This window comes from Xylanimonas allomyrinae, from assembly GCF_004135345.1.
Taxonomy (GTDB): domain Bacteria; phylum Actinomycetota; class Actinomycetes; order Actinomycetales; family Cellulomonadaceae; genus Xylanimonas; species Xylanimonas allomyrinae.
Window position 1 is genome coordinate 2,064,210 of sequence record NZ_CP035495.1, and the last position, 24,369, is coordinate 2,088,578.

Genomic DNA, 24,369 nt, shown 5'->3' on the forward strand with positions numbered 1-24,369 from the left:
CCGTACGGGTGCTGGACGAGGTGTGGGAGCGTTCCCACGCCGACCGTCAGCATAACGGACGCGGCGTTCCCGGCGCCCTGGGACGACGAACGCCGGCACCCCTGGGGCACCGGCGTTCGCCGCCGCGGCGTCAGCCGCCGTCAGGCTCGTCTCAGCGGCGCGGCTCCTCGACCCCGATGGCCTCCTGGAGCGCCTCGCGGTAGTCCGCCGCGATGTCGTCCGGGTTCTTGTGGAGCTGCGAGTTGCGGTAGCTGTAGCCGAAGTAGATGACGAAGCCGACCGCGAGCCACACCAGGAACCGCACCCAGGTCTCGACGTCGAGCTGGAGCATGAGCCAGATGCACGCCAGGCCGGAGATGATCGGCAGCGCGGGCGACCACGGCACCTGGAAGCTGTCGGTCGTGTCGGCCTTGCCCGCCGCAGCCAGCGCGCGGCGGCGGCGCGTACGCAGCAGGGGCACGCCGAAGGAGACCAGCACGAACGCCGACAACGTGCCGATGTTGACCATGTCCGCCAGCACGTCGACAGGGAAGAACGCCGTGACGGCCGCGATGAGCACGCCGGCGCCGACCTGGAGGTGGACGGGCGTGCCGAACCGCTGCGACGTCCGGGACAGGCCGCGCGGCAGCAGGCCGTCGCGGGACATCGCGAACACGACGCGCGTCAGGCCGAGCATGAGCACCATGACCACGGTGGTCAGCCCCACGAGGATGCCGACTGCGATGACCTTGGTGGCCCAGCCGGGCGCGTCGGGCTGCAGCTCGAACGCGGTGACGATGGTGGCCGACTCGCCGCCGTCGGGCGTGGCGTCGCGCAGCTGCTGCGGCGTGGCCATGCCCGACAGCGCGACCGACACCAGGATGTACAGCACGGTGCACACGAGCAGGCCGCCGATGATGCCGCGCGGGACGTTGCGCCGCGGGTTGCGGGTCTCCTCGGCGGCGGTCGCGACGACGTCGAACCCGATGAAGGCGAAGAACACCGTGCCGGCGCCCGCGAGGATCCCGAACGTGCCACCCACGGACAGGTCGGCTCCCGAGAAGAACGAGAAGAGCGTCTGCGTCCACACCGAGCCGTGGCCGCTCGACGTGCCGAAGGACTCGCTCGACGGCACGAACGGCGAGAGCTTCGAGGCGTCGAAGTACGCGAACCCGACCGCGATGATGAGCACCACGATGCCGAGCTTGATGGCCGTGAGCACACCCGTGAACCGCGTCGAGAGCTTGGTGCCGACCGACAGGAGGGTCGCCAGGACGGCGATGAGCAGCACGGTCGCCCAGTCGAACGTCACGCCGCCGCCCAGGCTGATCGTGTTGTGGACGCCCGAGGCCACGCCGTCGGGGCCGACGCCGCCGAGCCCGAACACGTGCAGCACGTTGTCGAAGTACAGGCCCCACGCCTTCGCGACGACGCCCGCGGCGAAGAACATCTCGAGGATCAGGTCCCAGCCGATGATCCACGCCACGAGCTCGCCCATCGAGGCGTAGGAGAACGTGTAGGCCGACCCCGCGACGGGCATGAACGACGCGAACTCCGCGTAGCACAGCGCCGCCAGCGCGCAGACGATGCCCGCGATGACGAACGAGATGACGACGGCCGGACCGGTCTGGGTGGCCGAGACCATCGCGGCCTTGGAGAAGATGCCGGCGCCGATCACCACCGAGATGCCGAGGACGACGAGGTCCCAGGCCCCGAGAGACCGGCGGAGATGGCGTTCGGGTTCGTCTGAGGCGGCGATCGTTGCTTCGATCGACCGCCTGCGCAGGAGCTGCATGCGGGATACCTCTCTCGATCACGCGGTGCGCTGCGCCGCGCCATGGGTGGTGCGCGAAGGGGCCGGAGGCCGACCGCCGCCAGACATTACCGCAGGCATCTCAGATCGTGAACGGGGCATTCACGATATGACTGAATGGCCCGTTCAGAACGACTCATCCTGCAATCGGTACCACCGCGCGACCCGCACGCGTCCGCACCCTGGGGTGAAACCGTTCCCCGTGAACCCGGTATCGGCCCGCTCGCGCGGATTCCCGCGCCTGGGACCCCCGGCGCCCGAGCGCCCGCCCGTCCCGCCGCCACGGCCCGCACGCACGACGCTCGGGCGGCCCGCCGGCGCACCGCGGGCCGCCCGAGGTGACCAGCCTCACGCCGTGAGGTGCACGTGCCCGTACCGGTGCCGCGTCCGGCTGACCGCCTGCTCACGCACGAACACCAGCAGCTCGCGCTCGCCCGACGCGACGACCGGCGCGTCGAGCACCGTCGTCGTCCCCAGGCGGGTGGCCGCCGCAGCCCGCAGCCCGGGCGCGTCGCCGACGACGCGGATGCGGCCCCGCACCGCGCCCGCGGCGACCGCCGCGGCGAAGTCCTCGTGGCTCGCCGCGGGCTCGTGCGGCACGCCCCACCCGTGGTCGGCGGCAGGCACGACGACGACGGGCACCCCGGCGCGTCGCGCGGCCGCGACCACGCGCGCGACCTCGACGGGCAGCGCCCCCTCGCCGACGCGCACCGTCACGCGGTCGACGGGCCGCAGCCGGAACGTGTTCTCCTCGGTCACCAGGCCCGACGGGTCGTGCCCCGCGGCCAGTCCCGGCCAGGCGCGCTCGTCGTCGGCCTGCGCCCAGGCGAGCCAGCCGGCCGGGTCGGCGGTGCGCGACGGCACCCCGGCGCCGTCGGACCACGCACCGAGCTGGGCCACATAGTGCGGGCCACCCGCCTTGGCGCCCGGGCCCACGCTCGACGCCTTCCAGCCGCCGAACGGCTGGCGGCGCACGATGGCACCCGTGATGTGGCGGTTGACGTAGAGGTTGCCCGCCTCGACGCGGTCGCACCACGTGGCGACCTCGTCGTCGTCGAGCGAGTGCAGGCCCGCGGTGAGGCCGAACGCGACGCGGTTCTGCAGCGTGATCGCCTCGTCGAGGTCGCGTGCGGTCATGAGGCCGAGCACCGGGCCGAACACCTCGGTGAGGTGGAAGAACGAGCCGGGGGCGACGCCGGTGCGCAGACCCGGAGTCCACAGGCGCTGCGGGTCCAGGCCTGCGGCGGTGGCGTCGTCGTCGAGGCGGTGCGGACGCACCAGCCACGACTCGCCGGGCTCGAGCGTCGTCAGCGCCCGCAGCAGCTTCCCCGCGGCGGGCTCGGTGAGCGGCCCCATGACGGTGGCGAGGTCGGTCGCCGGGCCGACACGCAGCGACCGCACGGCGTCGACGAGCTGGCGGCGGAACCGCTCCCCGGTCGGCGTGGACGGGTCGCCCACGGACCCGACGAGGATCGCCAGCGACGCCGCCGAGCACTTCTGCCCCGCGTGCCCGAACGCGCTGCGCACCAGGTCGGCGACGGCCAGGTCGAGATCGGCCGACGGCGTCACGACGATCGCGTTCTTGCCGCTCGTCTCCGCGAGGACGGGACGCTCGGGCCGCCAGCCCGCGAACAGCTCGGCGGTCTCGATCGAGCCGGTGAGGATGACCCGGGCGACGTCGTCGTGCGTCACCAGGTGCCGGGCGACGTCACGGTCGCGCACCCGCACGAACTGGACGACGTCGGCGCACTGCGCGGCCGTGAGCCCGGTCGCGGACGCGGCGTCGTCGAGCCCCGCCAGGATCGCCGCGACCGCCACCTCGAAGCAGCGCGGGGTGGGCGAGGCCGGCTTGGCGAGCACCGAGGACCCGGCCGCGAGCGCCGCGACCACCCCGCCCACCGGGATGGCGACCGGGAAGTTCCACGGCGGGGTCACGAGCGTGACGCCCTCGGGGGTGAAGACGGCGCCGGGGACGGCGTCGAGCGCCTCGGCACGGTGGGCGTAGTAGCGCGCGAAGTCGACGGCCTCGCTGACCTCGGGGTCCGCCTCGGCCACCGTCTTGCCCGCCTCGTGGACCATGGCGGCGACGAGCTCGCCGCGGCGTTCCTCGAGCCGCTCGGCGACGGCATGCAGGGCGGCGGCCCGGGCGGGAGCCGGCACGGCCCCCCAGACGTGCTGGGCGGCGACGGCGCGCGCGACGGCGGCGTCGACCGCGGCGCGGTCGGGCACCGCGGCGGCCTGCACGGGCCGGTACCCGGACTCGCCGCGCGAGGTGACCCTGCCCGCCCAGGCGCGGTGCTCCGCGACGGCGGGATCGGTGTCGGCCGCGTTCGCGAACCGGGCGTCGGCGCCGCCCGGGTGCGCGCCGGGCGCCTCCGGCGTGGCACGCGGGGTGCGGCGCGGGGCGACGTCGGCGGCGGTGAACGGCACCGCCGCGGCGACCGACGCGCGGAACGCCCGCTCCTGCGCCGTCATCGCGGTGCCGTCCGACGGCGCCGCCGCGGCCGCGTGCAGGAAGTTCTGCGGCGCCGCGTTCTCCTCCAGCCGCCGCACCAGGTAGCTGATCGCGACGTCGAAGTCCTGCGAGCGCACCACCGGCGTGTACAGCACGACGCGCCCTCCGTCGGGGACGACCTCGTCGCGCACCGCGCGCGACTCCCCGGGTGCCATGCCTTGCAGCATCTCCAGGTCGAGCGCCTCCGTCACGCCGCGCTCGCGGGCCACGAGCACCGCCAGCGCCAGGTCGAACAGGTTGTGCGACGCCACGCCCAGGCGCACCGCTGCGGCGCGCGACGGCGTCAGCGCGGCGTCCAGGACGCGCACGTAGTTGGCGTCGACCTCGGGCTTGGAGCCGTAGGGCGCCAGGGGCCAGCCGTGCAGCTCGGCCTCGACGTGCTCCATCGCGAGGTTCGCTCCCTTGACCAGCCGCACCTTGATCCGGGCGCCGCCCGCGGCGACGCGCGCCGTGGCGAACCGGGTGAGCTCGTCGAGCGCGCCGAGGGCGTCGGGCAGGTACGCCTGGAGCACGATGCCGGCCTCGAGGCCGTGGAACTCGTCGCGCGAGAGCAGGTCCTCGAACACCGCGACCGTCAGGGCGAGGTCGCGGTACTCCTCCATGTCGAGGTTGACGAACACGCCGTGCTCGCGCGCCGCCCGGTACAGCGGCAGGAGGCGCTCGACGACGCGTGCGCGCGACCCGTCCAGGTCCCACGTCACGAGCTGGGCCGCGACGGACGACACCTTGACCGAGACGTAGTCGACGTCCGGCCGCTCGACGAGCGCGATGGTGCGGGCCAGCCGGGCGCGCGCCTCGTCCTCGCCGAGCACCGCCTCGCCCAGCAGGTTGACGTTGAGCGCGAACCCCTCCGCGCGGGTGCGTGCCAGGTGCCGGCCGAGCCCGGGCCCGGCGTCGGCCACCAGGTGCCCCACGAGCTGCCGCAGCCGCAGCCGGGCAGCGGGCACGACGGCGCTCGGTAGCGCGGGCGCGAGCAGGGCCCCGGCGCGGAACAGCGCCCGGTCGACGCCGCCGAGGAAGCTCGCGTCACCCGCGCGCTGCCCGAGCCGGGCCAGCGCCTTGGCGGCCACGCGCACGTCCTGCGGCCGTGCGACGTCGTCGACGAACCCGACGGCGAGCTCCAGGCCGGCCGGGTCGGAGACGAGCCGGGCCAGCCGTTCGGCGTCGGCGCGGGCATGCCTGTCCGCGCGCCCCGAGCTCGACCCGGCCGAGGCCGCGGACCAGCGCCCGGCGAGGGCGACCGCGGGCTCGACGAGGTCGGCGATCGGGGCCGGCTGCCGGCCGTGGGCGGCCGCGGGCGACGGTGCGGGGATGGCGTGGCTCGTCATGTTCCCAGGGTGCCTCCCGTGTCTTGTACCGTACGTCCCGCGATGACGCGTGAAAACGACAAGGCGACCTGGCCGGAGGGCGAGGCGCTGCTGGCTGCGCTCTCCCCGGCCATGGTCGCGCTCATGGACGAGCTGGCGGCCGTCATGTTCTGCGCCAAGGACACCTCGGGCCGGTACGTGCTCGTCAACGAGGTCTTCGTGCACCGCGCGCACGCCCGCTCGCGGCGCGACGTCGTCGGCCGGCGTGCCGCCGACCTGTTCGTGCCCGACCTCGCCGAACGGTACGAGAAGCAGGACTCGTACGTGCTGGGCACGGGTCGCCCGCTGCGCGGCGAGCTCGAGCTGATCCGGCGCCCGGGCGGTGCGCCCGGCTGGTTCCTGACGTCGAAGCTCGCTGTGCGGGCCGACGACGGCGGCGTCGTCGGCCTCGTCTCGATCTCCCAGGACCTGCGCTCGCAGGACGCCGACGACGCGACCATGGAGGCGATCTCACGGCTCGTCGCCGGGGTGTCGGCCCACCTGGACGCGACGCCGTCGGCGCCGCTGACGGTCGCCGCGCTGGCCGCCCTGGCGGGGTGCGGCGAGCAGGCGCTCGACCGGCGGGTGCGGCGCGTGTTCGGGCTGTCGCCGCGCCAGCTCGTGCTGCGCGCACGGACCGACCGTGCGGCGCACCTGCTCGCGGAGACGACGACGCCGCTCGCGCAGGTCGCGGCCGCGGTCGGCTTCTACGACCAGCCGTCGTTCACCCGCCAGTTCGCCCGTCTCACGGGCGAGACACCGTCGTCGTTCCGGCGCCGGGCGCGGCGCCGCTGAGCCGAGGACGGTCGGCGAAGGCTCAGTTGCCGACGCCTGCGGCACTTCCCGGCCCTGACAGGCGACAGCGTGGGGCGAGCCTCGCTAGGTTGGGAGGGTGACGACGACGTCCGAAACCCACACCCAGACCCCCCTGGCCACCGCTCACGCCCAGCTCGCCGCTGCCGTCCGGCATCTCGGGTACGACGACGGGCTGCACGCCAACCTCGCCACGCCACGCCGCGAGGTCCACGTCTCCGTGCCGTTGCGCATGGACACGGGCGAGGTGCGCCTCTTCCACGGCTTCCGCGTGCAGCACAACGTCTCGCGAGGCCCCGGCAAGGGCGGCCTGCGCTACCACCCCTCGGTCGACATCGAGGAGGTGCGCGCTCTCGCCATGTGGATGACGTGGAAGTGCGCCATCGCCGACCTGCCCTACGGCGGCGCCAAGGGCGGCGTGGCGATCGACCCCCGCGAGCACTCGAGCTCCGAGCTCGAACGCGTGACGCGGCGCTACACCTCCGAGATCATGCCGCTGATCGGCCCCGACACCGACATCATGGCCCCTGACGTCGGCACCGACGAGCAGACCATGGCCTGGGTCATGGACACCTACTCGGTCAACCGCGGGTACACCATCCCCGCCGTCGTCACGGGCAAGCCCGTCGCCGTCGGCGGCTCCCTGGGGCGCAACACCGCCACGAGCGCCGGCCTGGTCCACGTCACCGAGGCGGCGCTGCGCACCGCCGGTGAGGCGCTCGAGGGGCGCACCGTCGCGATCCAGGGCTTCGGCAAGGTCGGCGCGCACGCCGCGCAGATCTTCGCGCGGCGCGGCGCGCGCATCGTCGCCGTCTCCGACGTCGACGGCGCCGTGCGCGCCGACGACGGGATCGACGTGCCACGGCTGACCGAGCACGTCGCCGCGACCGGCACGGTCGCCGGGTTCGACGGCGCCGACCCGATCACGAACGCGGACCTGCTGCGGCTCGACGTCGACGTGCTCGTGCCCGCGGCGACCCAGGGCGTCATCGACGAGGAGACGGCCCACGACGTGCGCGCCCGCATCGTCGTCGAGGGCGCCAACGGCCCCACCACGACCGAGGGCGACGCCGTCCTCGCGCGCAACGGCGTCGTCGTCGTGCCCGACGTGCTCGCCAACGCGGGCGGCGTCGTCGTCTCGTACTTCGAGTGGGTCCAGGCCAACCAGGCGTACTGGTGGACGGAGCGCGAGATCGCGGAGAAGCTCGAGCACCGCATGGTCACCGCGTACGACGCCGTCACCGGGCTCGCGCGGCGCGAGGAGCTGTCGCTGCGCGACGCCGCGCTCGCCATCGGCGTCCAGCGGGTCGCGGAGGCGCACAAGATCCGCGGCCTGTACCCCTGACCTCCGATCGCGAGGTGATCCGCGAGCACGCCGCCCTGCTGCGCGGCGACCGGGAGCCGGTCGAGGCGCACGTGGCGGGCCTCCGCGGGTCGCCGCGGTGTGCACTCCGGCGTGCGCTGCCGCACCCCTGCCACGAACGGCTCGCCGCCGTCGAGCACGTCGCGGCGGTGCCCGCGTGAGCGACCCCGCCCGGCTCGTCGCCCGGCTGCGGGCAGCGGGATGCGTGTTCGCGGAGGAGGAGGCGGCGCTGCTGCTGGAGGCGGCCGGTGCCCCGGCCCAGGGGGTGCCGGCCCAGGGGGTGCCAACCCAGGGGGTGCCGGCGGGTCCGGCTGAACCGCCGTGGCCGGTGCGCCTCGAGCGCCTCGTCGCACGGCGGGTCGCGGGCGAGCCGCTCGAGCACGTGCTCGGGTGGGTCGCCTTCGCCGGCCGGCGATGGGCGGTGGCGCCCGGGGTGTTCGTGCCGCGCCAGCGCTCGCAGCACCTGGTCGCCGAGGCGCTGCGAGCCGCCCGGTCCGGGGTCGACGCCGCGCACGGCCGTGCCGCCGGGAGCGCCTGCGCCCACACGGGCAGCGCTGCCCCGGAGCGGGCCCGCCCGCTCGTCGTCGTCGACCTGTGCTGCGGCAGCGGCGCGCTCGGCGGAGCCGTCGCGTCCGCGTGGCGCGACGACGGCGGCGACGTCGTGCTGCACGCCGTCGACCTCGACCCGGTGGCGACCGCGTGCGCCGCGCGCAACCTCGCCCCGCTCGGCGGCGTCGTCCGCACGGGAGACCTGGACGCCCCTTTGCCCCCGGCGCTGCGCGGCGCCGTCGACGTGCTCGTGTGCCACGCCCCCTACGTGCCGACGGCGGCGATCTCGCTGCTCGCGCCCGAGGCGCGCGAGCACGAGCCGTCGCACGCGCTCGACGGCGGCGCCGACGGGCTCGACATCCTCCGGCGGGTCATCGCCCTGGCCCCCCGCTGGCTGGCGTCGTCGGGCGCGCTGCTGTTCGAGCTCGGCGACGACGGCCAGATCGCCGAGACCGCACGACTGCTCGCGGCGGCGGGCCTGCGCCGGCGGGTGACGCGTGACGAGGAGTCGGCGGCGATCGTCGTCACGGCCACCCGGGCACGGCCCGTGTGAGCACCGCACGAGTGAGCACCGCACGTGTGAGCACCGCACGGCTGGGCACCGCACGGCTGGGCACGCCGGACGTCGTCGCGGCGACGTCCGGCGCGGCGGCCCCTGGCGGTGTCCTTCGGACGCGAACGCCGCCAGGAGCGCCGGTCAGGCGAGCGGCTGAGCGGCCGCCCACGCGGCGAGCGTCACGCGCGGGCCCGTGAAGAACGGGACCTCCTCGCGCACGTGGCGCCGGGCCTCGGTGGCGCGCAGGTCGCGCATGAGGTCGACGATGCGGTGCAGCTCGTCGGCCTCGAACGCGAGCAGCCACTCGTAGTCCGAGAGCGCGAAGGTGCTCATGGTGTTGGCGCGCACGTCGGCGTAGCCGGCGGCGGCCAGGCCGTGGTCGCGCAGCATGACACGGCGCTCGCTCTCGGGCAGCAGGTACCAGTCGTACGAGCGCACGAACGGGTAGACGCACAGGTAGCCGCGCGGCGCCTCGCCCGCGAGGAACGCCGGCACGTGACCCTTGTTGAACTCGGCGGCACGGTGCAGCGCGACCACGGACCACACGGGCTCGAGCGCGGCGCCCAGGTCCGACGCGCGCAGGCGGTGGTAGGCGCCCTGGACGGCCTCGACCGACGGCCCGTGGACCCAGATCATCAGGTCGGCGTCCGCGCGCAGGCCCGCGACGTCGTACACGCCGCGCACGACGACGTCGCCGTCGGCGCGCGCAGCGTCGCGCGCGGCCTCGGGCTGGCCGTTCCACAGCGCGTCCTCGGCGGCCCGGACGAGCGCGGCCCGCTCGGCGTCGTCGCCGGGCAGGGGCTGCGTCGTCGCGAAGGTCGCGATGATCGCGTAGCGGATGGACTCGTTGATCGCGGCGGTGTCGACGGCCTCGCCGGTGTCGCCGTGGATGTGCGTCAAATCGGTCATCGGTGCATGTCCTCACTGCAGAGTGCGGGAATGCCGCTGGGCTGCTCGTGCACACGCAGGCAGCAGTCGGGCGGCGTGACGGACGGGAATGCGGGGAACGATCCCACGGCGGCCTGCTCGACGTCCTCGCCGCGCGCGAGCGCGGCACGCTCGAGCACGAGGTCGACGAGCTGACGGACGAACTCCGGTCGCGTGCCGACGGTCCCGGCGCGCACGGCGGCCATGCCGAGCTCGCGGGCCGTCGCCAGGGCCTCGGTGTCGAGGTCGTAGGCGACCTCCATGTGGTCGGAGACGAACCCGACGGGCGCGAGCACGACGTCGCGCACGCCGTCCGCGGCGAGCACGCCGAGGTGGTCGTTGACGTCGGGGTCGAGCCACGGCTGGTGGGGCGGGCCGGAGCGCGAGCAGTACGCGAGGTCCCACTCGACGGTTCGGCCCACGCGTGCGGAGACGTCCTGCGCGACGAGCGCGCAGATGTCGAGGTGCTGCTCGCGGTAGGTCGCGTGACCGACGCCCGAGGCCGCCTCCATGGTCGCCGGGACGGAGTGCGTGACGAAGACGAGGCGGGCCACGGCGGGATCGCCGCCGTCGTCCCCGAGCCGGGTGAACGCCTCGACGACGGCGTCGGCGTTGCCCTGCACGAACCCCGGGGTGTTGAAGTAGGAGCGGATCTTGTCGAACTGCACGCCCGTCGAGCCGTCGGGGCCGAGCTGGCCGCGCCGGTCGAGCACCGTGGCGAGATCCTCGCGGTACTGGCGGCACCCGCTGTAGGACGAGTACGCGCTGGTCACCAGGGCCACGGCGCGCTTGGCGCCCATCGCCTCGAGCTCGTCGATCGCGTCGGTCGTGTACGGCGCCCAGTTGCGGTTGCCCCACACGACCGGCAGGTCGAGGCCGCGCTCGGCGAGCTCCTTCTCGAGAGCGCCCTTGAGCGCGAGGTTCTGCTCGTTGATGGGGCTCTTGCCGCCGAACGCGTAGTAGTGCTCGCCGACGGCCTCGAGCCGCGAGTCGGGGATCCCCTTGCCCGCGGTGACGTTGCGGAGGAACGGTACGACGTCCTCGGGCTTGTCGGGCCCGCCGAACGAGTACAGCAGCAGGGCGTCGTAGGGGAGCACGCCGAGTTCCGGGGAGGTCGAAGGCATGGCGGCATCCTCCCACCACCGCCGGGACGTTTCGGGCACGAGCGGCCCGCCGAGATGTGACGTTGTTGGGACGTCGCGTCAGGACTCGCGTTGTCGGTGGTCAGCCCTACCGTGGCCGTATGAGCCACCGGAGCCCGGCGTGATCCGCACCCTCGCCGTCGACGGGTACCGGTCGATCCGCAGCCTCGTGCTCGGGCTCGACCGGCTGACCGTGGTCACCGGAGCCAACGGCGTCGGCAAGTCGTCGCTGTACCGGTCGCTGCGGCTGCTGGCCGAGTGTGCGCTGGGCGGAGTCGTCGGCGCGGTCGCACGCGAGGGCGGGCTCGCCTCGACGCTCTGGGCCGGGCCCGCGGTCATCGGGCGCGCGGTGCGCGCGGGCGAGCACCCGGTCCAGGGCACGACCCGTGCGGGACCGGTCGCGCTGCGGCTGGGGTTCGCGTCCGACGACCTCGGCTACGCCGTCGACCTGGGGCTGCCGCCCCCTCCCGCGGGCGCCTTCCAGCACGATCCCGAGATCAAGGTGGAGGCCGTCTGGTCGGGCCCGCTCCCCCGCCCGACGACGCTCGCCGCGCAGCGCCGCGGGCCCAGCGTCCGCGTGCGCGACGACGACGGCGCCTGGCGGCAGCGACCCGGCCGCCTGCGCAGCTTCGAGTCGATGCTCACCGAGGTCGTGGACGCGGCCGGCGCGCCCGAGCTGCTCGACGTGCGCGAACGCCTGCGCGGCTGGCGCTTCTACGACCAGCTCCGCACCGATGCCGAGGCCCCCGCACGACGCCCGCAGATCGGCACGCGCACCCCCGTGCTGGGACCCGACGGCGCAGACCTGGCGGCGGCCCTGGCGACCATCGCCGACCTGGGGCAGGGGCCCGCCCTCGACCGAGCGGTGTCGCGCGCGTTCCCCGGCTCGCGGCTGGAGGTCGACGCGCGCGACGGACAGTTCGAGGTGCGGCTGCACCAGCACGGGCTGCTGCGCCCGCTCACCGCGGCCGAGCTGTCCGACGGCACGTTGCGCTACCTGCTGTGGGTGGCGGCTCTGCTGACGCCGCGCCCGCCCGAGCTGCTGGTGCTCAACGAACCCGAGACGAGCCTGCACCCCGACCTGCTGCCGGCGCTCGGGGAGCTCGTGCGCGAGGCGGCCGGGCGAACCCAGGTCGTGGTCGTGACGCACTCGGCGCGTCTCGTGGCCGCGATCGGCACCGGGGACGGCATCGCGCGGGTCGAGCTGGTCAAGGACTTCGGGGAGACGCAGATCGCGGGCCGCGAGGGTCCGCTGGACCAGCCGCGCTGGTCGTGGCCGTCCCGCTGACGACCGTGCCCGTACCGGCGTCGGGCCGTCGTCGCACCGGTGTCACGCCGACAGGCGGGCCGCCGTCACGCCGACCGGCGGGCCGGTGTCACGCCGACAGGCGGCGGGCGGAGTCCGCCGGGCGCAGGCGACGCGGCCGGATCGCCGCGCGCGCGACGACGGAGCCGGGCAGGACGCTCTCGTCTCCGGCCACGCGGGTGCGTGGCTCGACGCGCACGCCGGCCCCTAGGCGCACGCCGTTCTCGAGGTGGGCGCGGTCGCCCACCTCGGCGCCGGGCCCCACGTGGACGTTGTGCCCGACGACGACGTCGTGTCCGAGGCGCGCGCCCTCGTCGATCCACGAGCCGGACCCGATCGACGAGCCGGGACCGACGGAGGCGCCGGCCTCCACCCAGGCGTCGCGCGCGACGAACGCCGTCGCGTCCACGGACGCGTCCGGGGACACCAGACCACCTCCGTTGCGGTGACGCCGGTAGACGACGTTGCGCCCGTCCTCCTCGAAGGCGACGCGCGTGGTGCTGCGGCCGGACATGCTGACCTCCACTCAGGGCCGTAGGGCGCCGGACCACCCGACACGCGGGCCTCGGCGGACCTGTGAAAGTCAGCGCAATCTCCCCCCGGGGTATTCCCGCGAGGTCAGACCTCGCGCAGCAGCGTCAGCGCCGCGACCGATGCCGCAACCTCGCGCAGCCGCTGAGGCGTGCTGTCCACGAGCTCCTCGAAGCTCACCGGCCCGGGCGCGATCGAGAACGCCGCCCGGATCCCGGACGCCCTCGACTGCACCGACGGCAGCAGCACCTGCCCCGCGATCACGACGACGGGCGGGCGCGCCGGGGACGCGGCCGCCGCACGCGCGACGCCGTCGGGCGCCTTGCCGCGCGACGACTGCGAGTCGAACGACCCCTCACCGGTGATGACCAGGTCGGCGTCCGCGAGCGCCGCGGGAAGACCGACCACCTCGGCGACCAGGTCGGCCCCGCGCTCGACCGACGCCCCGAGCACCGCGACGAGCGCGGCCGGCACGCCGCCCGCGGCCCCCGCGCCGGGCAGCGACCGCACGGCGCGTCCCGTCTCGCGCTCCAGCACGCCCGCCCAGCGCGCGAGCGCCTCGTCGAGGAACGCGACGTCGCCTGGGCTCGCGCCCTTCTGCGGCCCGAACACCGCGGCGGCGCCGTGCTCTCCCGTCAGCGAGTTCGTGACGTCGACGGCGACACGCCAGCGGACCTCGCGCGCTCGCGGGTGCAGCCCCGACAGGTCGAGCGAGGCCACGCGCGCCAGGCCTTCGCCGCCGTCGGGAACCTCGACGCCGTCGACGTCGAGCATGCGGGCGCCGAGCCCGGACAGCAGTCCCGCGCCGCCGTCGGTCGACGCCGACCCTCCGAGGCACACCAGCACCTCCTCGACACCGGCCGAGAGCACGGCGGCCGCGACCTCGCCCGTGCCGCGTGTGTGCGCGTGCAGCGGCCGGGGTGCGGTGTCGGCGACCCCGGGCAGCCCCGACGCGGAGGCGAGCTCGACGACGCCGGTCCGGCCGTCCGGGGACGTGGCCCAGTGTGCCGTCGTCGGGCGCCCGAGCGCGTCGATCGTGTCGAGCTCGTGCCGCCGCACGCCCCATGCGGAGGCGAGCGCGATGAGCGATCCCTCGCCTCCGTCGGCCATCGGCAGGCACGTGACGCGTGCGTGCGGGACGGCCGCGAGCACGCCGTCGGCGATGGCCTTGGCCACCTCGACCGCCCCGAGCGTCCCCTTGAAGGAGTCGGGGGCGATGACGACGTGCGGGCGGGTATGGGCAGGGTCCTGCGGGGTGCCGGTCACGCCGCCGACGATAGCGGCACCCGGGCGCACGCCGTTCTGGTGCGGGCCGGATCTGCGCGGCGGCGCGGGCTCGTGGGGGCGCAGACGCGGGGAGCGTGCCGCTCAGTCGCGCACGACGTCGGGGATGTGTCGCTGGGCCTTGGTGAGCGTGTCGAGCAGGGCGCGCAGGGTCCGCTGCTCGTCGTCGTCGAGCGCGTCGCCCACGTACCTGCCCATGGCCTGCACGTGCCGGGCGCCGACGTCGCGCTGGACGGCGCGTCCCGCGTCGGTGATCGTCACGAGCGTGCCGCGCGCGTCGTCGGGCGGCACGGAGCGGGCGACCAGGCCGCGGGCCTCCATGCGCTCGACGAGGCGTGAGACCGAGGACTGCACCAGGTAGAGCTGCCCGGTGAGCTCGCGCAGGCGCAGGCCGCCCCCTGCCGCGGTGAGCACGAACAGGACGTCGTACTCGCGCAGCGAGACCTCGTCCCAGATCGGGTCGTGCTGCAGGCGGCGCAGCAGCAGCGCCTGCGTCCGGAAGAGCGCCTGCCAGGTCGCGGCCGCGCGGCGCTCGCGCTCGGTCGGCGGCGGGCCGTCGGCGGGCGGGCCGGCGGCGGAGCTCACCGCCCGAGCCTCCGTTCCCGCCGCGAGAAGTCGCGCAGCGCACGCAGGAAGTCCACGCGCCGGAAGTCGGGCCAGTACGCCTCGCAGAAGTACAGCTCGGAGTGGGCCGACTGCCACATGAGGAACCCGCCGATGCGCTGCTCGCCCGAGGTGCGGATGACGAGCTCGGGGTCGGGCTGGCCCGCCGTGTAGAGGTGCTCGGCGATGTCGTCGACGTCGATGCGGTCGGCGAGGTCCGCGAGCGTGGCCCCGGCGTCGGCCTGCAGGCGCAGGTAGGCGCGGACGGCGTCGGCGATCTCGTAGCGGCCGCCGTAGCCGATGGCGACGTTGACGTGCAGGCCGTCGACGGCGGCGGTGCGTTCGGAGGCCTCGCGCAGGGCCGCGGCGAGACGCTCGGGCAGCAGGTCGAGGCGGCCGACGACGCGCACGCGCCACCGTCCGGAGTCGGCCAGCCCGCGCACGGCGTCCTCGATGATGTCGAGCAGGTCGCCCAGCTCGCCGGCCGACCGGCCGAGGTTGTCGGTCGACAGCATCCACAGGGTGACGACCTCGATGCCCAGGTCCTCGGCCCAGCCCAGGAACTCCGCGATCTTGTCGGCTCCGCGACGGTGCCCCGTGGCCGCGGTCTCGCCGAACGACTTCGCCCAGCGCCGGTTGCCGTCGAGGATGACGCCCACGTGCCGCGGCGCGCGGTCGGGGGTGAGGCCGGCGGCCAGGCGCCGCTCGTACAGCCGGTAGAGCACGTGGGGCAGTCGCACAGGCCAACGGTACCGGCCTGCACCGCGACCGCCCGCCTGTCGCGGGCAACCGGCCGCAGGTGCTCGGGGATCTTCACCAACCGCGCACGCGCCGACCCCGTGGACGACGCGGCGCGTCAGGCTACGCTGGCGTAACCTACGGAAGCGTAGGTTTCATCACGCCGACGCACACGACCCGCTCACCACCCGCCAACGACTCCCAGGAGGCCCCCGTGGCAGCACACGCCGACCCCCGCGCCGGGCAGGACGTCGTCCCCGACCCGCTCGACGTCGCGCGCAACGCCGTCTCCCAGACGGTCCAGACCGTCGGGACGTCGGTCAGCACCGCCGTCGCACACGTCAAGCCGAGGCTGCGCGGATGGATCCACGCCGTGACGGCGCCGCTCGCGCTCGCCGCCGGCATCGTGCTCGTCGTGCTGTCGCCGCCTGTCGCGGGGCGTGTCGCCGCGACCGTGTTCATGGTGACGTCCCTGTCCCTGTTCGGCACCAGCGCCGTCTACCACCGCGGCACCTGGTCGACCAAGGTCGCGGCCGTCCTGCGCCGCATGGACCACTCGAACATCTTCCTCATCATCGCGGGCACCTACACCCCGCTCGCGGTGCTGCTGCTGCCGAGCCGCACGGCGACGGTCCTGCTGGCGCTCGTCTGGGGCGGCTCCGCGGTGGGGCTGCTCGCGCGCGTCTTCTGGATGAGCGCCCCGCGCTGGGTCTACGTGCCCGTCTACGTGGCGCTGGGCTGGGTCGCCGTCGCGTACATGGGCCAGTTCTGGGCCAGCGGCGGCCCCGCCGTCGTCTGGCTCATCATCGCCGGCGGCATCGCCTACACGCTCGGCGCGGTCATCTACGGCACCAAGTTCCCCAACCCGTCCCCGCGCTGGTTCGGCTTCCACGAGATCTTCCACGCCCTGACGGTGGCCGGCTTCACCTGCCACACGATCGCGATCTTCATGGCCGCGATCGCGGCCCGCTGACCCGGCTCGCCCCCCGCGCGCGAGACGGCGCCGGGCCTGTCAGGGGCGTGAGGTTGACTAGGTGTCGTGAGCAGCAGCCCCGCACCTGATCTGTCCGCCCTTCCCGACCCGGCCGGCCTCGGCTACGAGCAGGCCCGCGACGAGCTGGTCGCCGTCGTGCAGCGCCTCGAGGCGGGCGGCGAGCCGCTCGAGGTGTCGCTCGCGCTCTGGGAGCGCGGCGAGGCCCTCGCGGCCCGCTGCCAGCAGTGGCTCGACGGCGCCCGCGAGCGCCTCGCGACGGCGTCGGGGGGCGTGGCCCAGCGGCAGGCCGAGGACGAGGCGTGAGCCGGCCCGGTCGCCCCACGCCGCCCGACGGCGGCACGGCCGCGATCCCGACCATCCCGGCCCCGGCGGACCCGTCGCCCAAGGTCCCGGCGACGCGTACGCCCGCGGACTCCTGGGCGGCGTTGCGCGCCGGCAACGACCGGTTCGTGCGTGGTGAACCGCAGCACCCGTCGCAGAGCGTCGACCGGCGCCGCGAGCTGCGGGCGTCGCAGCACCCGCACACCGTGATCTTCGGCTGCTCGGACTCGCGCGTGGCCGCCGAGCTCATCTTCGACCAGGGCCTGGGCGACGTGTTCGTCGTCCGCACGGCCGGTCACGTGCTCGACACGACGGTGATCGGCTCGATCGAGTACGGCACCGAGCTGCTGGGGGCCTCGCTCGTGGTGGTGCTCGGGCACGACTCGTGCGGGGCGATCGCGGCGACGGCGCACACGCTGTCGACGGGCGAGCAGCCGCCCGGCTTCGTGCGCGCGGTGGTCGACCGCGTCATCCCGTCGGTCGCCGGCATCACGGCGCGCGCCAAGTCCGGCGGCGGCGGCGCGCTCTTCGACCCGGACGCGCTGCGCACCGAGCACGTACGCCACACGGTCGAGATGCTCCGCGGCTACTCGGCGGCGCTGCGCGAGCGGGTCGAGAAGGGCACCCTCGCGATCGTGGGCGTCGAGTACGACCTGGCCGAGGGCAGCGCCCGCCTGGTCGAGGTCGCGGGCGACGTCGGCGAGCAACCGCAGGCGCAGGGCGCGTGAACCGGCGTTGCGGAGCACCCGACGGCGTGGGGCACGATAGGAACATGACTTCCGACACCGCCGTCGACGCCGACGCCGACGAGATCGCCTACCGCATCGAGCACGACACCATGGGAGAGGTCCGCGTGCCCGCCCGGGCGCTGTACCGCGCGCAGACGCAGCGCGCGGTCGAGAACTTCCCCATCTCGGGCACCCCCCTGGAGAGGGCGCACATCGAGGCCCTGGCCCGCATCAAGAAGGCCGCCGCGCGCGCCAACGCCGAGCTGGGCGTGCTGCCGCAGGACGTCGCCGACGCGATCGTGGCCGCCGCGGACGCGGTCGCGAGCGGCGCGCACGACGGCGACTTCCCGGTCGACGTGTACCAGACCGGCTCGGGCACGTCGTCGAACATGAACACCAACGAGGTGCTGGCGACCCTGGCCACGCGCAGCCTCGGACGCGACGTCCACCCGAACGACCACGTCAACGCCTCGCAGTCGTCCAACGACGTGTTCCCGACGTCCGTCCACGTGGCGGCGACGTCGGGCGTCGTCCACGACCTGGTGCCCGCGCTGACCCACCTCGCGGGTGCGCTCGCCGCCAAGTCCGAGGAGTTCGCGACCGTCGTCAAGTCGGGGCGCACGCACCTCATGGACGCCACCCCCGTGACGCTGGGCCAGGAGTTCGGCGGCTACGCCGCGGCCGTGCGCTACGGCGTCGAGCGCCTGCAGTCCGCGCTGCCGCGCGCGGCCGAGGTGCCGCTCGGCGGGACCGCCGTCGGGACGGGCATCAACACCCCGGCCGGCTTCCCGCAGCGCGTCATCGCGCTGCTGCGCGAGGACACGGGCCTGCCGCTGACGGAGGCACGCGACCACTTCGAGGCGCAGTCCGCTCGCGACGGCCTGGTCGAGCTGTCGGGGTCGCTGCGGACCATCGCGGTGAGCCTCACCAAGATCTGCAACGACCTGCGCTGGATGGGCTCGGGCCCCAACACGGGCCTCGGCGAGATCTTCATCCCGGACCTCCAGCCGGGCAGCTCGATCATGCCCGGCAAGGTCAACCCCGTGGTCCCCGAGGCCGTGCTCATGGTGTGCGCGCGCGTGGTCGGCAACGACGCCACCGTGGCCTGGGCGGGGGCGAGCGGCGCGTTCGAGCTCAACGTGCAGATCCCCGTGATCGCGCAGGGCGTGCTCGAGTCGATCCGCCTGCTGGCCAACGCCAGCCGCGTGCTCGCCGACAAGACGGTCGCGGGCATCACCGCGAACGCGGCCAAGGCGCGCGCGTTCGCCGAGTCGTCGCCGTCGATCGTCACGCCGCTCAACCGCGTGATCGGCTACGAGGCCGCGGCGAAGGTTGCCAAGCACTCCGTCAAGGCGGGCATCACCGTGCGTGAGGCCGTGATCGCGCTCGGGTTCGTGGAGCGCGGCGAGGTCACCGAGGCACAGCTCGACGAGGCGCTCGACGTGCTGTCGATGACGCGCCCGCCGCAGGGCTGAGGCGCGGGTCGTCGCGGGCCGGGCTCCCCCGTGGGGGCCCGGCCCGTCGTCACAGAGGCGTGTCTCGCGGGGTGAGCACCTGCGCGACGATGGCCTCGATCGCGAACGTGCTCGCCTCGGCCAGCTCGACGGCCGCCGGGTCGAGCAGCCACTGGATCTGCAGGCCGTCCATGACGGCGAGGATCGAGGCCGCGGCCTTGTCGATGGTGTCGGGCTCCGCGATCCCGGCCTCCTCGCAGACGGCGCGGAACGCGTGGCCCACCTCGGCGCGCAGCGTCGTGTACCGCTTCTCGAAGAACGGGCGCGCGGGGTGGTCGTCGGTGACCGACTCGGCCGAGAGCACGGCGTACGCCTGGACGATGCCTGCCCGCTGGGCGTTGAGGAACGCCGTACGCACGAGGTGCCGGAACAGCTCGATGCCATCGGGGATGTGGTGCTCGGGCAGCTCGGCCACGTCGGTGTCGTCGCGGTACTGGAGCACCTCGAGTAGCAGCGCGTTCTTCGAGCCGAAGTGGTGCAGGATGCCCGCGTGGGTCATGCCCACCTGTTCGGCGATCTCGGTGAGCGGGCCCTTGTTGTAGCCCTTGGCCCCGAAGGTCACCATCGCCGCCCGGAGGATCTCCTCGCGGCGCGCGAGCGTCTCGGGCCGTGACCGGCGCTCTGGCTTGCTGGGTCCCATCCGTCCACTTCCCTCCGCCGGCTTCCCGGCAGTTCTCACGGCACCGTTGCCGAACTGTGACTGACATTGTCCCGCACTCGCGTTGAGCAACTTACTAACTGGACTGTAACCTCAACACAACGCGCCCCTCGACGCCGAGGGACACCCAGCCCGGGTGTCGCGCACATCTCGATGAGGAGTTGACATGAGGTCGAAGATCACGGCCGCGGTGGCGACAGCCGCCGCCGCCGCCCTTCTCCTGGCCGCCTGCGGCGGGGGCGGGGACAACGCGTCAGGCGACGACACCGGGGGCTCTGCCACCGCCGGCGCGGCGCTCACGATCGCGAAGCCGGACGGCGCGATCACCACCGAGTCCAACAACCCGTGGGTCGCCGACGCCTCGGCCATGCGCCTGGGCTACATCAACGCGATCCTCGAGCCGCTGGGGATCGTCAACCTGATCAAGCCGTCCGACCCGGTCACGCCCTGGCTCGCGTCCGACCTGGCATGGAACGACGACTTCACCGAGCTCACCGCCACGGCCCGCGACGGCGTCACCTGGTCGGACGGCGAGGCCTTCACCGCCGACGACATCGCGTACACGTACCAGATGATCCTCGACCACCCCGAGCTCAACACGGCCGCGCTGCCGCTCAAGAGCGTCGCCGAGGACGGCAACAAGGTCACGCTCACGTTCACCGACTCGGTGTTCGTCAAGCAGGACAAGGTGCTGCACCGGGCGATCGTCCCCAAGCACTACGTCGAGACGCTCTCCGACCCCACGACCGACCCCATGCTCGACCTGGTCGGCACCGGCCCGTACACGCTGACGCAGTTCACCTCCCAGTCCGTCGAGCTCAAGGCGCGCACCGACTACTGGGGCGGCGACCTTGCCGTGCCGACGTTGTACTACGTGTCGTACAACGACAACACCGCCCTGGCCACCGCCCTCGCCAACGGCGACGCCGACTGGGCGCAGGCGTGGATCCCCAACCGTCAGCAGGCCTTCCTCGACCACGACCCCGACCACAACGTCTTCTGGGCGCCATCCGGTCTCGCATTCGACGGCCTGTACGTCAACACCACGAAGAAGCCGTTCAACGACGTCGCCTTCCGCCAGGCCGTCAACATGGTCATCGACCGCCACAAGTACCAGCAGATCGCCCGTGAGGGCGGCGTCCCCGAGATCACGTCCGTGACAGGGCTGCCCACCCCCGCCGGCAACTCGTTCATCTCCGACGAGTTCCAGGGCAAGGACTTCAAGGTCGACGTCGCCGGGGCCAAGAAGCTCCTCGAGGACGCCGGGTACACGGGCGTCGGCACCGCACTGGTCGACCCCAGCGGCCAGCCGGTCACCTTCGACCTCACGGTCCCGCAGGGCTGGTCCGACTACGTCACCGGCATCTCGCTGATCGCCGACGACGTCAAGGCGCTCGGCGTCACCGCCACGCTGACCACACCAGACGCGGACACGTGGTGGGCCAACAAGTCCAACGGTGAGTTCGACGCGATCCTGCACTGGACCGACACGGGCATGACCCCGTACGACATCTACTCCAACACGATGGACGCCCGCTGGCTCAAGCCGATCGGCGAGGCAGCCGACTACAACTTCGGCCGCTTCGACTCCTCCGAGGCCACGGCGGCGCTCGACGCCTTCGCGAACGCGACGTCCGACGACGAGCGCTCGGCCGCCCTGGCGGACGCCCAGCGGATCTTCGTCAACGAGGTGCCGGTCATGCCGATCGCCTCACGCCCGTTCATCACGCAGTTCAACACCCGCAACTACGTGGGCTGGCCGTCCGACGACGACCCGTACATCAACGCGGACCCGACGCAGCCGACGTCGGTGCTCATCCTCACGAAGCTCAAGCCGGCGAGCTGAGCCCGGTCTGCGCGGGCGGTGTCCCGCCCGCGCAGACCCCCGCCCGCCGATGCGGGCGACAGCAGTCCAGCGAGGCCGGGGCCAGCCGGCCCCGGCCTCGCGCCGCGTCCCGGCATGTACGGGAAGTCCCCTGAACGGAAGATCCCAGTGACCAGCGAGAACGTCCTCACGGTCCGTGACTTCAGCGTGGTGTACGACGTCGATCCGCCTGTCGAGGCGGTCATCGACGTGAGCCTCGACCTGTTGCGCGGCGAGATCCTCGGGTTGGCCGGCGAGTCCGGCTGTGGCAAGACGACCCTGGCCTACGGCATCCAGCGCCTGCTGAAGCCGCCGGCCGTCATCACCTCCGGCTCCGCCGTCTTTCATGACGAGTCGGGCACCGACATCGACCTGCTCGCCCTCGACGAGACGTCGCTCCAGCGCTTCCGCTGGGACAAGATCTCCATGGTGTTCCAGGGGGCGATGAACGCGCTCAACCCCGTGCTGTCGATCGGCAAGCAGCTCGCGGACGTCTTCGAGACGCACCGCCCCGACATGAGCCGCGACGAGCGCCGCGACGAGTGCGCGCAGCTCCTCGACATCGTCGGCGTCCGCCGCGAGCGCCTGCGCTCCTACCCGCACGAGCTGTCGGGCGGCATGCGCCAGCGCGTCATGATCGCGATGGCCCTGGCCCTGCGCCCGCAGCTCATGGTCATGGACGAGCCGACGACGGCACTGGACGTGCTGGTGCAGCGCGAGATCCTCCTGCAGATCTCCGACCTGCGCCGCGAGTTCGGCTTCTCCGTCGTCTTCATCACGCACGACCTGCCGCTGCTGCTGGAGATCTCCGACCGCATCGCCATCATGCGGGAGGGTCGCATCGTCGAGCTCGACACGGCGTCGGCGATCTACCACCGGGCGCAGCACGAGTACACGCGCAAGCTCCTGGGCTCTTTCCCGAGCCTGACGGGTGATCGCGGCGGGTTCCTGCGGGCGAGCGAGACGGCCCTGGGCGAGGGGGCGGCATGAGCCACGACGACGTCACCGGCGCCGAGAAGCGCCCGGACGCTCCCGAGCACACGCTGGAGCTGCGGAACGTCACCAAGAAGTACCACGTGCGCGGCAGCGGCACGATGCTCGCGCTCGACGACGTCGACGTCACCGTCGCCTCGGGGCGCACGGTCGCGCTCGTGGGGCAGTCGGGGTCGGGCAAGTCGACGATCGCGAAGATCATCACGCAGCTCGAACGCGCGACGTCGGGCCAGGTGCTGCTGGACGGCGCCCCGATCCCGCGGCACGGCAAGGCGCTGCGCACCTACCGCCAGCAGGTACGCATGGTCTTCCAGGACCCGTTCGCCTCGCTCAACCCGTACCACGACATCCGCCACCACCTCGCGCGCCCGTTGCTGCTCGACCACGTCGTGCCCAAGGCCGAGGTCGAGGCCGAGGTGGTGCGGCTGCTGGAGCTGGTGCGCCTGGACCCGGGCGCGACCATCGACCGCCGCCCGCACGAGCTGTCCGGCGGTCAGCGCCAGCGGGTGGCGATCGCCCGCGCGATCGCTTCGCGCCCGTCGCTGCTGGTGGCCGACGAGCCGGTGTCGATGCTCGACGTGTCCATCCGCCTGGGGGTGCTCAACCTGCTCGCCGACCTGCAGCGTTCGCACCACCTCGGGGTCCTGTACATCACGCACGACCTGGCCACGGCACGGCACTTCTCCGACGAGATCCTGGTGCTGCACCACGGGCGCGTCGTCGAGCGCGGGCCGTCCGACGAGGTGATCCTGCACCCGCGCAACGACTACACCAGAGCGTTGCTGGAGGCCTCACCCGACCCCGACAAGCACTTCGCGGGCACCGCGGGAGGCACCCGATGAACACCTTGCGCTTCTTCGCGCGGCGCGTCGCCTTCTACCTGTTCACGGCGTGGGCGGCCATCACGATCAACTTCTTCCTGCCCCGGTTCATGAAGGGCGACCCGATCTCGGCGTACCTCGCCCGCAACCAGGGCCGGGTCAGCCCCGAGGCGGCCGACTCGCTGCGCATCCTGTTCGGCCTGAACTCCGACCGCTCGCTGCTCCAGCAGTACGGCGACTACTGGGGCCTGATGGTCTCGGGCGACCTGGGCCGGTCGCTCTCACGCGGCCTCGCCCCGGTGACCGAGGTCATCTCCTCGGCCCTGCCGTGGACCATCGGCCTCGTCGGCATCGCGACGATCCTCAGCTTCGGCATCGGCACGCTGATCGGCTCGCTCGTCGGCTGGAACCGCGGGTCGCGCGCCGACGTGCTGGTGCCCATCTCGACGTTCTTCTCGACCGTCCCGTACTTCTGGATGGGCCTGATCGCGATCGCGGTGTTCGCCACCGGCCTCGGCTGGTTCCCCGCGTCGCACGCCTACGGCCGCGGCTCGATCCCCTCGTGGGACGTCGGCTTCATCCTCGAGGTGATCAAGCACGGCACGCTGCCGGCGCTGACGATCGTGCTCGCCTCGCTGGGCGGGTGGATCCTCGGCATGCGCAACATGATGATCACCATCCTCGACGAGGACTACGTGACGGTCGCACAGGCCAAGGGCCTGCCCGCCCGCCGCGTCCTGACCCGCTACGCGGCCCGCAACGCGGTGCTGCCGCAGGTCCAGAGCTTCGCCCTGGCACTCGGCTTCATCGTCGGCGGCACGCTGGTCATGGAGCTCGTGTTCTCCTACCCCGGCGTCGGCAAGCTGCTCCTGGACGCGACCAACGCCAAGGACTACCCGCTCATGCAGGGTCTGTTCCTCGTCATCACCCTGACGGTGCTCGTCGCCAACATCCTGGCCGACGTCGCCTACGCCGTCCTCGACCCGCGCACGCGCCAGACGGAGGCCTGAC

22 protein-coding genes are annotated in these 24,369 nt (G+C 73.5%); 13 read left to right on the plus strand and 9 right to left on the minus strand.

What is annotated here, in order from left to right; translation table 11 throughout:
- Positions 1 to 151: 151 nt before the first annotated feature.
- Positions 152 to 1,774 carry an amino acid permease gene (locus ET495_RS09380; RefSeq protein ID WP_129204510.1) on the minus strand — a complete coding sequence of 541 codons (1,623 nt, stop codon included), beginning with the start codon at positions 1,772 to 1,774 and terminating at the stop codon, positions 152 to 154.
- A gap of 366 nt (positions 1,775 to 2,140) precedes the next feature.
- Positions 2,141 to 5,635: a proline dehydrogenase family protein gene (locus tag ET495_RS09385; RefSeq protein ID WP_129204512.1), complete on the minus strand. Its 3,495-nt coding sequence runs from the start codon at positions 5,633 to 5,635 to the stop codon at positions 2,141 to 2,143.
- Between the two features lie 42 nt (positions 5,636 to 5,677).
- Here ET495_RS09385 and ET495_RS09390 point away from each other — a divergent pair, with 42 nt between their 5' ends.
- The 4 genes from ET495_RS09390 to ET495_RS09400 all read left to right on the plus strand — a co-directional run bounded on the left by ET495_RS09390 (position 5,678) and on the right by ET495_RS09400 (position 8,931).
- Complete coding sequence (locus ET495_RS09390; protein ID WP_129204514.1) at positions 5,678 to 6,448, plus strand: helix-turn-helix domain-containing protein; 771 nt, start codon at positions 5,678 to 5,680, stop codon at positions 6,446 to 6,448.
- Between the two features lie 97 nt (positions 6,449 to 6,545).
- The gene (locus ET495_RS09395) at positions 6,546 to 7,811 is read left to right on the plus strand and encodes a Glu/Leu/Phe/Val family dehydrogenase (protein ID WP_129204516.1); all 1,266 of its coding nucleotides are present in this window, start codon (positions 6,546 to 6,548) and stop codon (positions 7,809 to 7,811) included.
- Between the two features lie 14 nt (positions 7,812 to 7,825).
- On the plus strand, positions 7,826 to 7,990 hold the full coding sequence (locus tag ET495_RS17645) for a hypothetical protein (RefSeq protein ID WP_162616427.1): 165 nt from the start codon (positions 7,826 to 7,828) through the stop codon (positions 7,988 to 7,990).
- Positions 7,987 to 8,931 carry a class I SAM-dependent methyltransferase gene (locus tag ET495_RS09400; RefSeq protein ID WP_129204518.1) on the plus strand — a complete coding sequence of 315 codons (945 nt, stop codon included), beginning with the start codon at positions 7,987 to 7,989 and terminating at the stop codon, positions 8,929 to 8,931. Before ET495_RS17645 ends, ET495_RS09400 begins: the two co-directional genes overlap by 4 nt.
- A gap of 144 nt (positions 8,932 to 9,075) precedes the next feature.
- Here the strand turns inward: ET495_RS09400 and hemQ are convergent, their stop codons facing one another.
- Positions 9,076 to 9,843 (minus strand): hydrogen peroxide-dependent heme synthase, encoded by a 768-nt coding sequence (gene hemQ / locus ET495_RS09405; RefSeq protein WP_129204520.1) that lies wholly within the window; start codon positions 9,841 to 9,843, stop codon positions 9,076 to 9,078.
- The gene (locus tag ET495_RS09410; protein WP_129204522.1) at positions 9,840 to 10,985 is read right to left on the minus strand and encodes a ferrochelatase; all 1,146 of its coding nucleotides are present in this window, start codon (positions 10,983 to 10,985) and stop codon (positions 9,840 to 9,842) included. The genes hemQ and ET495_RS09410 overlap by 4 nt, the downstream gene beginning before the upstream one ends.
- Before the next feature lie 139 nt (positions 10,986 to 11,124).
- Here ET495_RS09410 and ET495_RS09415 point away from each other — a divergent pair, with 139 nt between their 5' ends.
- On the plus strand, positions 11,125 to 12,291 hold the full coding sequence (locus ET495_RS09415) for an AAA family ATPase (RefSeq protein WP_129204524.1): 1,167 nt from the start codon (positions 11,125 to 11,127) through the stop codon (positions 12,289 to 12,291).
- Positions 12,292 to 12,379: 88 nt separating this feature from the next.
- Here ET495_RS09415 and ET495_RS09420 read toward each other — a convergent pair whose 3' ends face one another.
- The 4 genes from ET495_RS09420 to ET495_RS09435 all read right to left on the minus strand — a co-directional run bounded on the left by ET495_RS09420 (position 12,380) and on the right by ET495_RS09435 (position 15,467).
- On the minus strand, positions 12,380 to 12,823 hold the full coding sequence (locus ET495_RS09420; protein ID WP_129204526.1) for a transferase: 444 nt from the start codon (positions 12,821 to 12,823) through the stop codon (positions 12,380 to 12,382).
- A gap of 104 nt (positions 12,824 to 12,927) precedes the next feature.
- Positions 12,928 to 14,106 (minus strand): glycerate kinase, encoded by a 1,179-nt coding sequence (locus tag ET495_RS09425; protein WP_129204528.1) that lies wholly within the window; start codon positions 14,104 to 14,106, stop codon positions 12,928 to 12,930.
- A 102-nt stretch (positions 14,107 to 14,208) separates the two neighbouring features.
- A complete protein-coding gene (locus ET495_RS09430; protein WP_129204530.1) occupies positions 14,209 to 14,709 on the minus strand; it encodes a MarR family winged helix-turn-helix transcriptional regulator in 501 nt (166 codons plus the stop codon).
- Entirely contained in the window at positions 14,706 to 15,467 is a 762-nt protein-coding gene (locus tag ET495_RS09435; protein WP_129204531.1) for an isoprenyl transferase, read from the minus strand. The genes ET495_RS09430 and ET495_RS09435 overlap by 4 nt, the downstream gene beginning before the upstream one ends.
- Before the next feature lie 212 nt (positions 15,468 to 15,679).
- Between ET495_RS09435 and trhA the strand changes: the two genes are divergently transcribed.
- The 4 genes from trhA (at position 15,680) to ET495_RS09455 (ending at position 18,983) form a co-directional block, all read left to right on the plus strand.
- Positions 15,680 to 16,438, plus strand: coding sequence for a PAQR family membrane homeostasis protein TrhA (gene trhA / locus ET495_RS09440; protein ID WP_129204532.1), 759 nt, complete (start codon positions 15,680 to 15,682; stop codon positions 16,436 to 16,438).
- Between the two features lie 66 nt (positions 16,439 to 16,504).
- Positions 16,505 to 16,762 carry an exodeoxyribonuclease VII small subunit gene (locus tag ET495_RS09445; protein ID WP_129204533.1) on the plus strand — a complete coding sequence of 86 codons (258 nt, stop codon included), beginning with the start codon at positions 16,505 to 16,507 and terminating at the stop codon, positions 16,760 to 16,762.
- Positions 16,763 to 16,815: 53 nt separating this feature from the next.
- On the plus strand, positions 16,816 to 17,508 hold the full coding sequence (locus tag ET495_RS09450) for a carbonic anhydrase (protein WP_129205966.1): 693 nt from the start codon (positions 16,816 to 16,818) through the stop codon (positions 17,506 to 17,508).
- A gap of 44 nt (positions 17,509 to 17,552) precedes the next feature.
- The gene (locus ET495_RS09455; RefSeq protein WP_129204534.1) at positions 17,553 to 18,983 is read left to right on the plus strand and encodes a class II fumarate hydratase; all 1,431 of its coding nucleotides are present in this window, start codon (positions 17,553 to 17,555) and stop codon (positions 18,981 to 18,983) included.
- Between the two features lie 49 nt (positions 18,984 to 19,032).
- Here the strand turns inward: ET495_RS09455 and ET495_RS09460 are convergent, their stop codons facing one another.
- Positions 19,033 to 19,662: a TetR/AcrR family transcriptional regulator gene (locus ET495_RS09460; protein WP_129204535.1), complete on the minus strand. Its 630-nt coding sequence runs from the start codon at positions 19,660 to 19,662 to the stop codon at positions 19,033 to 19,035.
- A gap of 184 nt (positions 19,663 to 19,846) precedes the next feature.
- Between ET495_RS09460 and ET495_RS09465 the strand changes: the two genes are divergently transcribed.
- The 4 genes from ET495_RS09465 to ET495_RS09480 all read left to right on the plus strand — a co-directional run bounded on the left by ET495_RS09465 (position 19,847) and on the right by ET495_RS09480 (position 24,368).
- Positions 19,847 to 21,526 carry an ABC transporter substrate-binding protein gene (locus ET495_RS09465; protein WP_129204536.1) on the plus strand — a complete coding sequence of 560 codons (1,680 nt, stop codon included), beginning with the start codon at positions 19,847 to 19,849 and terminating at the stop codon, positions 21,524 to 21,526.
- Between the two features lie 114 nt (positions 21,527 to 21,640).
- Positions 21,641 to 22,534, plus strand: coding sequence for an ABC transporter ATP-binding protein (locus ET495_RS09470; RefSeq protein ID WP_129204537.1), 894 nt, complete (start codon positions 21,641 to 21,643; stop codon positions 22,532 to 22,534).
- Complete coding sequence (locus ET495_RS09475; protein ID WP_129204538.1) at positions 22,531 to 23,379, plus strand: ABC transporter ATP-binding protein; 849 nt, start codon at positions 22,531 to 22,533, stop codon at positions 23,377 to 23,379. The genes ET495_RS09470 and ET495_RS09475 overlap by 4 nt, the downstream gene beginning before the upstream one ends.
- Complete coding sequence (locus ET495_RS09480; RefSeq protein WP_245993004.1) at positions 23,376 to 24,368, plus strand: ABC transporter permease; 993 nt, start codon at positions 23,376 to 23,378, stop codon at positions 24,366 to 24,368. Before ET495_RS09475 ends, ET495_RS09480 begins: the two co-directional genes overlap by 4 nt.
- Position 24,369: the final 1 nt, after the last annotated feature.